Genomic DNA, 10,882 nt, shown 5'->3' on the forward strand with positions numbered 1-10,882 from the left:
TGCCAACTGCCAACTGCCAACTGCCAACTGCCAACTGCCAACTGCCAACTGCCAACTGCCAACTGCCAACTGCCAACAATTCCCATTTTACTTTTTACTTGTGACTTTGCCCGGTTCCGGTGTTGGCCCTCTTGAGCCATTAGCGTCTCTGTTTTCCTGTTCTTTCTGTGACAAGCTGCGGCGGGCGGCTTCTACAAACTGACTGACGCGGATCGGATCGATGGGTTGATCGATGCGGCCGTTTCGTTTCAAGGAGCTCGAAACAATTACTCCATCAGCGGCCTGCATGAGGGTGGAAATGTTCTCCCACGAGGCACCGCTGCCGATGAAAACTGGAATTCCCGCCGCTGCTGCACTCGCGAGTTCTAAGTCTTCGAGATTGGGAGGGCTGCCGGTTGTCCAGCCGGAAAGGATCACGGCGTCGGCTAAAGCGCGCCCGATCGTCTCTTGGACGGCTGTGGTCAAGTTGGGGCTGCCTAGGGGTCGCCCGTGCTTGACTAACACGTCTGCTAATATTTTGACATCGCTGCCCAATTCCCGGCGGTAGCGCAGTAGCTGGTGAGCTTGGCCTTCAATTAAGCCTTGGTCTGTAGCCATGATGCCGTTGAGGACGTTGACGCGGATGAATTGGGCTCCCGTGCAGGAGGCGATGGCGATCGCGCTGTGGGCGTCGTTTCGCAGCACGTTAACGCCGATCGGCAGCGTCACCAGATTTGTCAGCCTCTCGACTACCAGAGTCATCGCGCTCACAACAGCCGGATCTACGCTGTCTTTGGCAAAAGGAGCGTCGAAAAAGTTCTCGACGATGATACCGTTTGCGCCGCCAGAAGCCAGCGCTGTAGCCTCTTGCTCGGCTCTTCCGATAATAGCTTTGAGGTTCCCGCCCCAGCGGGGAGAAGTTGGCAAAGGCTGTAAATGTACGACACCGATTATGGGATTCGGCGTTTTGAATATTTGTTTTAAGTCCACGGGTTTCCTGAAACCACCATGTTCACTGACGGCTGACGGCGGATTTTGACGGTATATTCTAGAATTCTATATCCACGGGGGCGATTCGGTTGAGTCAATCGCGCGGCCAAGTTGCGAAAACCCCGAATTCAGCAGCAGTTTTTCGTTTTCGATCGAGGTTAATTGTTGAAAGTTGTTCTGATAATTTTGGCCCTCACCGCAGGATTGTGGGCAGCAATCGAAGTGCTGCTGCGGGTGATGCTGGGTTTTGGCAATCCCTTGATTTACATTGCCGATGCCGAGTGCGGTTATTTGTTGGCGCCCAACCAGAGGGTACGCCGCTTGGGCAACCGGATTGAGATTAACGAGTATTCGATGCGTACGGTCGCGATCGCCCCAACTCCCGCTCTGGAAACTCTGCGCGTCTTGCTGTTGGGAGATTCTGTCGCCAACGGCGGTTGGTGGACACATCAGACAGATACCATCTCGGAAATTATGGCTCGGCAGTTGAGGCTGCAAGTACAGCATCGGGCGAGCGATGCACAAATAAGTTCAAAAGTCAATTATTCGGATTTTGAAGTTCTCAACGCTTCAGCGAATTCTTGGGGGCCGAGGAATCAACTTGCTTATGCCAAGCGGTTCGGTGTTTTTGGGGCAAAGGCTGTGGTGTTGCTGCTCAATACGGACGATTTATTTGCTTCTGCTCCCTGTGCTCTGGTTGTGGGGCGCGATCGATCTTACCCGGATCGCAAACCTCGATCGGCCACACTAGAGTTATTGAGCCGCTATCTGCTACCTGCAATGCCGCCTCGCCAATTAGCAGCACCTAGGGCCGAAAGCGATGTAGTCGGCTGCAACTTAGAAGCTATGCGCCAAATCCAGAAAATAGCTGTATCCGCTAACGTCGAGTTTTTGCTAGCCGTGACGCCCAAGCGCGACGAATTCGGCGAGGGCTCTCGCGACTGGGAAGTCAAGGCTAGAGAGCGTCTCGCCGAACTCGTCGAAACAGAGAAAATTACTTACATAGATTTTCTTCCGATATTCAATTGTGCAGCCGAACTTCCAACTTTGTATCGAGACAGCATTCACCTCAGTCCTCAAGGAAATCAGCTAGTTAGCAAAACCATCAGCCGTCAAATAGTGGCTCTTTTTTTGCATAAATCGTGACCTTACCCAAAGACGGATACAAGCCCCGACTTAGGTTGTGGAGATCCCAAAAATTTAAACCTTAGTTTAAGCCCCCAGATTCATCTGTGGAATCAACCTAAAATCTAAAATCTAAAATCTAAAATGGACTGACATCGAATCCGGTTGCGCGGGAACAGTTACCCTTTTCAACGAACAACAAACCCCAACTGTAAAAGCACCCGGAAACGACACGATTTGTCTCGATTTAGCTAACTTGCAAAGTAGACTCTAGCTCTTTCGGATACCAAGCTTGACCGTCGAGAGCAATTTGCTCGATCGAACTCGCAAGCCGCAGAGCTTTGAGAGCTTGTTCTCCTCCCACAGAAGGCTGATTTCCACCCCGCACGCAATTAATAAAATGCTCCAATTCTGCGTGGAGCGGTTCAATATTGCTGGTGTAAACTTTCTCGATCAACCCATCTTGACGGTAAAGCACCTGACCGTAATCCGTCACGTAATTGGCGGTTGTTTGTCGGTGAATCAAGATTTCGTTGTTGAGAAAATCTGCCTCTGTCAAAGAATTCTTGCAGTGAGCGACTATTGAACGGAGTTTGCGGTGCGTCACCTTACTGGCAGTCAGGGTGGCCACAATGCCGTTAGCAAAGTTCAGCGTCGCTGTCACGTAGTCTAAATAACCTGAATCTGAGGCCCTGCTGCCGCTGGCCGTCAGCTTCACCACTTGGGAATCTGCCAATTCCAGGAGCAAGTCAATGTCGTGGATCATTAAATCCAAAACTACCGATACGTCGTTGGCCCGATCGGAATAGGGACTCATCCGGTGAGCTTCCAATGCCAGTAACTCTTCAGTCTTCAGCACTTTGCCGAGTTCCTGAAAAGCTGGATTGAAGCGCTCGATGTGACCCACTTGCAAAATCCGGTGGGCCTCAGCAGCGGCATTCACCAAAGATTCGGCTTCGGCAATGCTAGCCGCGATCGGCTTTTCAATTAAAACGTGAACACCCGCTTGGAGACAAGACATCCCCACAGGGTGGTGCAGGCGAGTTGGAACGGCGATGCAAACTGCATCGACGTGGGCTAGCAAATCCCGGTAGTCTTCAAAAAAGCGAACCCGGTATTTGCTTGCTACATCAATTCCCCGCTCTACATTTATGTCTGCAACACCCACGAGCTCGATATCTTTCAGCAAGCTCAGAACTCGCGTGTGGTGCTGGCCCATATTGCCAACCCCGATTACTCCAATCCGAAGGGGTTCGGGTTGACCTCGCTGGCCGAAAACGTTTGCGTATCCCAATGACATCCTATCTAGCACTCCTGGATTCTCCTCCACCACAGGAATCAAGCCCGTTGGCTTCCCTTAGCTACTCACAGCCATCCAGATAGTATCACAGTCAATCTATTTGTGAAGAATTTCTAAGTTCAGTTGGGACGATGGCGTCAGACCATCAAGCAGAAGCTACTCATGCACGAGAGCTGAATATTGCGGTATTTTTTTCGGACATTACGTATTGACAAATATAACCAAACATGATTTGTATTGCGGGCGATCGCCCGCAGCATCGCAACAACACAAACCCGGCGGCATATTTTTGCGGGACGGTCAAAAAATATCTGCTTTCTCCCCAAAAGTAATCGTTAAAAAGTAATTTGAACGCACAAAAATTTATATTAAGCATAAGCTGAGTTACGGGCGATCGCTATCTAGAATTAAAACTACACGTACGTAAAAGCTGATGAGGCCGACTATGAGTCAGAAACAAAGGCAGAAATTGGGAAGTGCGATCGCCAGCACAATGTTAAGTTTTGCAGCCGTGTCATTTGTAGGAATTGACAAAGCACAAGCCGCCGTCCTCACTTACAATTTTCAAGTAGAACAGGGTGGAGGTAGTGGTTTTTTCAAGTTGAGTAATTCCTCACTGACAGGAATAGGATCTGAACAAATTGCAGTTGGTGAGGGAAGATTTAACACTTTTGCCACGGCCTCTGCCTCTAAAAATTACTACGATTTAGCAGGGGCGATAGCTTTATTTTTTCAAGGGGATTTTCGCGGACTGCAAACAGGCGGAGGCGACACAGAGATTAGAGAAATTGACCTTCCAGACGTACCAGGAGGGCCTTTTTACGTCAAATATGACAGCAGGGCATTTTGGTCTATGGATACCAACGGGGCGATCAGTCCTGATAGGTGGACATCTTATTTCTCGGGGTATCGTGAGACAATAATTAGCAACAGGGAGCGTGTTCTTGCCATAGACGGACGTATAATTATCAACGATGCCGAAGTTTCTTACCAGCTAGTGGATACCGCAGCCGAACCAGTTCCCGAACCAATTACTGTGGGAGGGGCAGCTTTAGCACTGGCCGGTTTAAGCTGGTTGAAACACAAGAAAAAAATCGCTGCTTGACCAAGAATTTCTTGATGGTACAAGCCCCCGGATTTATCCGTGGAATCAATCCAAAATTGAAAATCGAAAATCCTCAAGCCCCCGCATTTATCCGTGGGGTCGCCTCTAAAATCTAAAATCTAAAATCTAAAATCGATTGACCTGCTAGTTCACTTTTCAGAAAATATTCGAGTTGCAAAATTTTGCGATCGATTGGGAGACAGAGCCCGGGCTTTCAAAATCGCGGCTACCAAAAACGCATAGGACAAAACTCCCACCACAGCCAGCAAAAGTACGCTGGCGGCTCCCGATGCATTCCACAAAGCGTGAAGTGCGGAAGCGCTGAAATAGCCTACGCCCAAAATTTGCCAGCGCTTCCTGGGTTTGAGGGCGCTCAAACCGATAAAATATCCCAAATAGCCGCTGTAAGCCATGTGTCCGGCGGCGGAGCCTAAAATTCGGGGAATTAGCAACTGCAATCCTACTAATTGTCCGGCTTCGGGCCCTGCTTGCAGGGTGACATTTTGGATGACATTGGGAACGTACTGCCCCAGAGTTTCTAACAGTGTAAAGCCGACTGCGGAAGCACTTCCTAACAGAATTCCGTCTAAAGGTTCCCAAACACCGATGCGATCGCGCCACGGATTTTTCAGGCAATTTCCCAGCAGCATCGCTCCCAAAACGGGCAGGGCTTTCAGCAATTCTTCCATCAGACCCGCCCCGAAAAACATTCGGATTAAAAAATAGAAAAAATTGATTTCTTCGCCTTCTGCTGGCAGGCGACCGGGTAAAATTTCTCTAAATACTAATATAAATCCAATTAATAAGGGGCTGAGCAAAATTAGGGCTGTAGCTACAGCCGAACCAAGCAATACCCACCAAGGCTTATGTTTGCCGCACAGTTGATATATAAAGTAGTAAGCCCCAACGGCGAGGTAAGCTGACAGCAGCAAGTTGAATGCTGCGGAATTTCCCACGGCTACAAACATCGACACGACAAAAATAACTGTGGCAATACCTGGATATAAGTAAGCTTTTTGGCTTAATAGTTTCCCTGTCGAGGCGATCGGGAATAATTGAGTTAAAGTGAGAGCATCTTTTTCGCTACCAGCAAAATTGCCGCTTTGTGGTGCTCTCGATCCGGGTTGATTTTGGTAAGGGGTTACGGGAGATTCAAATATGAATTCAGGGCCGTCTTGGCCGAGACTGATGCGATCGCCTGTTTCTAAAGTTTGGCAGCCTTGTAGCTTTTGTCCGTTTATATAAGTTCCGTTAGCGCTGTTGAGGTCGCAAATTTCCCATCTCGTCCAAGTGCCCTGAGTCAGGGGACGGACTGCGGCGTGGCGGCGGGAAACCATGCCGTAGGCGATCGACTCTAAAGCTATTTGACAATTGCGATCGCGTCCGATAACCACTTCTCCATCTTCAGAAAGTTGGTATCTGGATGCTGGCGATCCCGCAGCGCCAAAGGCGGGCATCTGTCGCAGAAATCCGATTTCATTAGTCATTAGTTATTAGTCATTAGTCATCAGTCATCAGTCATCAGTCATCAGTCATCAGTCATCAGTCATCCGTCATCAGTCATCAGTCATCAGTCATTAGATCGCTAGCTGTTAACTGATGTTATTTATCCGCAGTCTTGATGCCACAGTTATTAGCAATGAGAATTAAATAACTTACAATCTGTGATGGTTCTTGTAGGATGGGCGTCCCGCCCGTCCAGAAAGGGCGGGTTCTCCCACCCCACAAACTTGTGTAAATTATTTAATTGGCTATCCTTAGTCATTTGCTCCCTCGCTGTTAGCTAATCTTATTTATCCGCAATCTTTATTCCACAGTTATTAGTTCTTAGCTGCTGACTAATAACTCATGACTAATAACTCATGACTAATGACTAATGACTGCTGACTGCTGACTAATGACTCTGCTTATAGATTTGCCCTGGCATCCTGAACGGCTGCATAGAAAAATATGCCAGTTAGCGGTACGCTGAGGGCGAGGATGATGCCGGTGACTAAATTGCCGAGTTGAGCTTCTCCCGAAGACAGCTCAAAGATGGAGCCGACTGCGGCGATCGCAGCGATGCACGAAAGAGCTAACAATAAACCACTTTTGGGAGTTCCTGCCATCATACTGATTTTACTGCCTTTGGCGAAAATTTCTTTTTGACTAATTCTTCATTCAGTGCCAGCTTGTTTTCTACTCTGTCTACAAACAGCACTCCGTTGAGGTGATCCATTTCGTGCTGAATTGCCCTTGACAGTAAGTCTGTCGCTATCAGGGTTTGCGGGCGGCCGTATTCGTCGCGGTAGGACACTTCAATGACTTCTGGACGTTTGACATCTAAATAGACTCCCGGAATGCTCAAACACCCTTCTTGCAAGATGCAGACATCGCTGCTGCTACTTTTGATGGTAGGGTTGATCAAAACCATTGGGGGTGTTGCGGGGTTTTCCGGGTCGCAGTCGAGCACGATTACTTGTTTGTGGACTCCGACTTGGGGGGCGGCCAAACCGATGCCGTCGGCGCTGTACATGGTTTGCAGCATTTCTCGGACTAGCTGCCGAATTTCTGCATCGACGCTTTTGACGCGCTTCGCTGGCTGCCGCAGGACGCGATCGCCTAATGTGTGTATTGTTAGGGGCGGTTTTTCTAACTTTTTCTTTTCAACCAAAACCTGAGCCGTCATACAATCCTTACTCGCTATCTGGGATTAAATTTGAAACAATACTATTCTTTTTAATATTAATCTAAATTTTGACGCCCATGACTGGAAACGCACCAAACCAACGCCCGGTTATTTCTCTGGGGCTTTCGCCTGCTTTAGTGGCGGTAGAGCTCGCTGGGGCGATCGCGATTTTAGTGTCGATTTTGGTAATTGTAGAGTTTTGGCAGCTTTTGCCCGATCGAATTCCGATTCATTTCGGCTTGGCGGGGCAGCCTGATGCTTGGGGCGACAAGGTGACGATTTGGATGATGCCGGCGGTTGCTGCAATTATTTTTGCGGTTTTAACTGCGGTATCTCGCTATCCGCATACTTTTAATTATCCAGTACCGATTAATGATGAGAATGCACGCCGACAATATCTGTTGGGGCGAGGTCTTTTGGTTTGGCTGAAAGCCGAGGTTTGCTGGTTGTTCGCGTTTATAGTCCGGCAGCAAATTATTGTGGCTTTAGGTAATGCTCAAAGGTTTAGTATGGAGTTAGTTTTAGGGTTAGTTGTTTGGATATTTGGGACGGTTGGGGTGTATTTACTCAAGTCTTATTCGGCCCGTTAGGTGACAGGGAAATACTTTTTTAACCCGGAATGATTTAACCGCAGAGAACGCAGAGAGCGCAGAGTTAGAGAAGAGAGAGATGGACATTATTGAACGCCGATCGACTAACCCATCAGATACGTTTGCTGATTGTTCATCGGCAATACTCGCAGCCGTTGATTTTTCAAATCTGGTTCTAAGCCTAGTTCTTCCATTGGAATCACGCCTAGCAAAACAGCGGAAACGCCTTCTGGTAACTCTAAACAATCAAATCTCCCTTCTCTCCCCTCTACAATAATTTGAGCCCCGGCAAAAATTCGACCTTTTGTGATGCCAGTGGATGTTTCTACATCTCTTTCTCCTACTTGTCTTAAACCGAGTTGGCTAATAATGGGAGCTGGCAGGGAAAGCAGTGTCGCTCCGGTATCGACAATAACTTTATCGATCGTCACAGAGCGAACTTCTTCAGCAGAAATGAATCCCCGTTCAGCCATAACTAGATCGAGGCGATTCGTGACAGCGATTGTTGTAATAACTTGACCCTTTTGTTTGCCTTGCAGATTGGGGAGTACGAGTGTCATATTATTTTACCTTTCTGAGTGCAATTGATTGTACATTTTTGAATCGCTTTACCGCTAATGAACGCTGATAAATTAAAGCATCAGATATGTTTGTTGGTCATTCATTGGCAATACTCGCAGTCGTTGATTTTTCAAATCTGGTTCTAAGCCTAGTCTTTCCATTGGAATCACACCCAGCAAAATTGTATCAACTCCTTCGGGCATTTCCAGGCAGTCAAACACTGCTTGTCGCCCTTCAACTTCCAGCATAATATCTTGAAATATTCGCCCTTTTCTCACTCCCGCAGCAGTTTCTACATTGGTTTCTCCAAGCTGGCTTAAGCCCAACTGGCTGATAATGAGAGTTGGTAAGGCGAGCAGAGTAACTCCGGTATCGACTAGAACTTTACCCAGAGTTAAGGAACGAATTTCACCTGCAGGAATAAACCCGCGCTCAGCGAGGACTTGATCGATGCGGTTCGTGACGGTGATTGTTGTAAGAACTTGACCCATTTGTTTGCCTTGCAGATTGGGCAGTACGAGTGTCATATTATTTTACGTTTTCGAGTGCAATTGATTGTACATTTTTGAATCGCTTTACCGCTAATGAACGCCGATCGACTAAACCATCAAATATGTTTGTTGGTCATTCATCGGCAATACTCGCAGCCGTTGATTTTTCAAATCTGGTTCTAAGCCTAGTTCTTCCATGGGAGTCACGCCCAGCAAAACAGCGGAAACGCCTTCTGGTAACTCTAAACAATCAAATCTCCCTTCTCTCCCCTCTACAATAATTTGAGCCCCGGCAAAAATTCGACCTTTTGTGATGCCAGTGGATGTTTCTACATCTCTTTCTCCTACTTGTCTTAAACCGAGTTGGCTAATAATGGGAGCTGGCAGGGAAAGCAGTGTCGCTCCGGTATCGACAATAACTTTATAGATCGTCACAGAGCGAACTTCATCAGCAGAAATGAATCCCCGTTCAGCCATAACTAGATCGATGAAATTCGTGACGGTGATTGTTGTAAGAACTTGACCCATTTGTTTGCCTTGCAGATTGGGCAGTACCAGTGTCATATGATGTTACGTTTTCGAGTGCAATTGGTGGATTTTTATATTTTAATGCTATCTAGAAGTGTCCGGGGTTGGTTAAAATTGTGTTTAGTGACGAGCCACAGTTAGAATTAGCCTCAACGCATGACACCAGAACCCAACTCTTCTCAACCCAATCGCCCTGAATCTAACGTGACTGTAGAAAGTCTGAACGGTGTGAACCCTAATGTGCCACCAGAATCAGGGACAATCGTCGCTACTGCTGAACCGGAAAAACCGCTGCCGCCTCCAACCCGCAAGGTTTTATTGCAGCCGCACCAGAAACAAACGACTCCTGAGAAATCGGGGTCAGTGCTGACGCTGGGGTTGATCGCAGCGATGATTTTTGGGCTGGCCAATGACAACATTTGGCTGGGCTTAATTGGCGCCGTCGGTGCGATCGGAATATCGCTGCGGATGATGTGGCCGAGTTGGGGCAAAATCTGGGCGCAGGTAATTCCGCCGACTTGGCGGACGCTGATCGTCGCCTGCTTCGGGCTTTTAGCTGGGATTGTTGGCTTGCTGATGCTCAGCGGTACTAATACTGAACCGGGAAGCCGCAACATCCAAATCAACTGGGAGGCAATCGGAGCTCTGGGCGAGTTAATCGGCGCTTTGGGCCAAATTTTGATTGCAATTTTGGGCGTTTACGTGGCTTGGCGCCAGTACGTGATCTCGAAAGATTTGACGATTCAGCAAAACAGAATTACGCAGCAGCAAACAATTGATGCTTATTTTCAAGGGGTTTCGGATTTAGCCCTCGACGAACAAGGATTTTTGGAAGATTGGCCGCAGGAAAGGGCGATCGCCGAAGGCCGTACCGCTGCGATTATGAGCAGTGTGGATGCTGAAGGTAAAGCTAAAATTCTGCGGTTTTTGTCGCAGTCGAGGTTGGTTACTCCTCTGAAGCGCGATCGGCTTTTGGGCCGCCCCATCCTCGACGGCGACGGCGGCTACGCTGAAGATAGAGAGCACGGTATCCGGGTTATCGATCTCAATGTCATGTTAGCGGGTGCTGACCTGGCCAGCACTGACTTGCGGTGGACGGAGTTGAGCGAAGCCAACCTCGTCCGGGCCAATCTCAGCAAGTGCGATTTAGTCAAAGCCAACCTCTCGCGCGCTATCTTGTACGACGCGAATCTCGCTCGCGCCGACATGAGATCCGCCACATTATTCTACGGCTCGGCAGAAACTGCATCTCCCCGCAGTCGCACGGAATTTCCCAACTATCAAACGGGTGAACATACCGGCGCTGTGGTTGAACGTGCTGATTTCACGGCTGTCAAGCGGCTGTCGGAGGAGCAGCGCTATTACTGCTGCGCTTGGTGCGGCTCGAAGTCGAGAGAGACTATCCCGGGCGGTTGCGAAGGTATTCCCAATAAACTCGGACGGTGAACGAACCTGACGGTCAACTGGCTACAGTTAGACCGCAGGCTTCTTTTTCCTTTTTTGCAAAGGCTTTTTTGAGTGACGGAGTTCCCCCGCCACTTTCGT

13 protein-coding genes are annotated in these 10,882 nt (G+C 48.5%); 5 read left to right on the top strand and 8 right to left on the bottom strand.

Annotation, left to right across the window (positions count from 1 at the left end):
- Positions 1–87 precede the first annotated feature (87 nt).
- A complete protein-coding gene (gene btpA, locus QUB70_RS29405) occupies positions 88–969 on the bottom strand; it encodes a photosystem I biogenesis protein BtpA (protein WP_332985185.1) in 882 nt (293 codons plus the stop codon).
- Between the two features lie 165 nt (positions 970–1,134).
- Here btpA and QUB70_RS29410 point away from each other — a divergent pair, with 165 nt between their 5' ends.
- Positions 1,135–2,115, top strand: coding sequence for an SGNH/GDSL hydrolase family protein (locus QUB70_RS29410; protein WP_332985187.1), 981 nt, complete (start codon positions 1,135–1,137; stop codon positions 2,113–2,115).
- A 226-nt stretch (positions 2,116–2,341) separates the two neighbouring features.
- Here QUB70_RS29410 and QUB70_RS29415 read toward each other — a convergent pair whose 3' ends face one another.
- Entirely contained in the window at positions 2,342–3,394 is a 1,053-nt protein-coding gene (locus QUB70_RS29415) for a Gfo/Idh/MocA family oxidoreductase (protein WP_332985189.1), read from the bottom strand.
- 208 nt (positions 3,395–3,602) lie between these two features.
- Between QUB70_RS29415 and QUB70_RS29420 the strand changes: the two genes are divergently transcribed.
- Both QUB70_RS29420 and QUB70_RS29425 read left to right on the top strand, forming a co-directional pair.
- Positions 3,603–3,740 (top strand): hypothetical protein, encoded by a 138-nt coding sequence (locus QUB70_RS29420; protein ID WP_332985192.1) that lies wholly within the window; start codon positions 3,603–3,605, stop codon positions 3,738–3,740.
- 99 nt (positions 3,741–3,839) lie between these two features.
- Entirely contained in the window at positions 3,840–4,499 is a 660-nt protein-coding gene (locus QUB70_RS29425; protein WP_332985193.1) for a hypothetical protein, read from the top strand.
- Between the two features lie 149 nt (positions 4,500–4,648).
- On the opposite strand, the gene QUB70_RS29430 is transcribed toward QUB70_RS29425, so the two are convergent.
- The 3 genes from QUB70_RS29430 to def all read right to left on the bottom strand — a co-directional run bounded on the left by QUB70_RS29430 (position 4,649) and on the right by def (position 7,167).
- Positions 4,649–5,986 carry a PrsW family glutamic-type intramembrane protease gene (locus QUB70_RS29430; RefSeq protein WP_332985195.1) on the bottom strand — a complete coding sequence of 446 codons (1,338 nt, stop codon included), beginning with the start codon at positions 5,984–5,986 and terminating at the stop codon, positions 4,649–4,651.
- A gap of 420 nt (positions 5,987–6,406) precedes the next feature.
- Positions 6,407–6,607: a hypothetical protein gene (locus QUB70_RS29435; RefSeq protein ID WP_199297488.1), complete on the bottom strand. Its 201-nt coding sequence runs from the start codon at positions 6,605–6,607 to the stop codon at positions 6,407–6,409.
- Entirely contained in the window at positions 6,607–7,167 is a 561-nt protein-coding gene (gene def, locus QUB70_RS29440) for a peptide deformylase (RefSeq protein ID WP_332985196.1), read from the bottom strand. The genes QUB70_RS29435 and def overlap by 1 nt, the downstream gene beginning before the upstream one ends.
- A 77-nt stretch (positions 7,168–7,244) precedes the next feature.
- Between def and QUB70_RS29445 the strand changes: the two genes are divergently transcribed.
- Positions 7,245–7,757 (top strand): DUF1648 domain-containing protein, encoded by a 513-nt coding sequence (locus QUB70_RS29445; protein ID WP_332985197.1) that lies wholly within the window; start codon positions 7,245–7,247, stop codon positions 7,755–7,757.
- A 104-nt stretch (positions 7,758–7,861) separates the two neighbouring features.
- Here QUB70_RS29445 and QUB70_RS29450 read toward each other — a convergent pair whose 3' ends face one another.
- The 3 genes from QUB70_RS29450 to QUB70_RS29460 form a co-directional block, all read right to left on the bottom strand.
- Positions 7,862–8,317 (bottom strand): aspartyl protease, encoded by a 456-nt coding sequence (locus QUB70_RS29450; RefSeq protein ID WP_332985198.1) that lies wholly within the window; start codon positions 8,315–8,317, stop codon positions 7,862–7,864.
- 72 nt (positions 8,318–8,389) lie between these two features.
- The gene (locus tag QUB70_RS29455; protein WP_332985200.1) at positions 8,390–8,845 is read right to left on the bottom strand and encodes an aspartyl protease; all 456 of its coding nucleotides are present in this window, start codon (positions 8,843–8,845) and stop codon (positions 8,390–8,392) included.
- Positions 8,846–8,917: 72 nt separating this feature from the next.
- Positions 8,918–9,373, bottom strand: a complete 456-nt coding sequence (locus QUB70_RS29460; RefSeq protein ID WP_332985201.1) for an aspartyl protease — start codon at positions 9,371–9,373, stop codon at positions 8,918–8,920.
- 120 nt (positions 9,374–9,493) lie between these two features.
- On the opposite strand from QUB70_RS29460, the gene QUB70_RS29465 reads away from it, so the two are divergent.
- Complete coding sequence (locus QUB70_RS29465) at positions 9,494–10,783, top strand: pentapeptide repeat-containing protein (protein WP_332985202.1); 1,290 nt, start codon at positions 9,494–9,496, stop codon at positions 10,781–10,783.
- Positions 10,784–10,882: the final 99 nt, after the last annotated feature.

Origin of the sequence: Microcoleus sp. A003_D6 (genome assembly GCF_036702825.1) — a bacterium.
In the GTDB taxonomy this organism is placed as follows: Bacteria; Cyanobacteriota; Cyanobacteriia; order Cyanobacteriales; family Microcoleaceae; genus Microcoleus.

Coding starts and splice junctions, on each gene's coding strand:
- QUB70_RS29415 (WP_332985189.1), bottom strand. CDS start 3,394: ATGTCATTGGGATACGCAAACGTTTTCGGCCAGCGAGGTCAACCCGAA.
- QUB70_RS29445 (WP_332985197.1), top strand. CDS start 7,245: ATGACTGGAAACGCACCAAACCAACGCCCGGTTATTTCTCTGGGGCTT.
- QUB70_RS29425 (WP_332985193.1), top strand. CDS start 3,840: ATGAGTCAGAAACAAAGGCAGAAATTGGGAAGTGCGATCGCCAGCACA.
- def (WP_332985196.1), bottom strand. CDS start 7,167: ATGACGGCTCAGGTTTTGGTTGAAAAGAAAAAGTTAGAAAAACCGCCC.
- QUB70_RS29455 (WP_332985200.1), bottom strand. CDS start 8,845: ATGACACTCGTACTGCCCAATCTGCAAGGCAAACAAATGGGTCAAGTT.
- QUB70_RS29450 (WP_332985198.1), bottom strand. CDS start 8,317: ATGACACTCGTACTCCCCAATCTGCAAGGCAAACAAAAGGGTCAAGTT.
- QUB70_RS29460 (WP_332985201.1), bottom strand. CDS start 9,373: ATGACACTGGTACTGCCCAATCTGCAAGGCAAACAAATGGGTCAAGTT.
- QUB70_RS29435 (WP_199297488.1), bottom strand. CDS start 6,607: ATGGCAGGAACTCCCAAAAGTGGTTTATTGTTAGCTCTTTCGTGCATC.
- QUB70_RS29430 (WP_332985195.1), bottom strand. CDS start 5,986: ATGACTAATGAAATCGGATTTCTGCGACAGATGCCCGCCTTTGGCGCT.
- QUB70_RS29465 (WP_332985202.1), top strand. CDS start 9,494: ATGACACCAGAACCCAACTCTTCTCAACCCAATCGCCCTGAATCTAAC.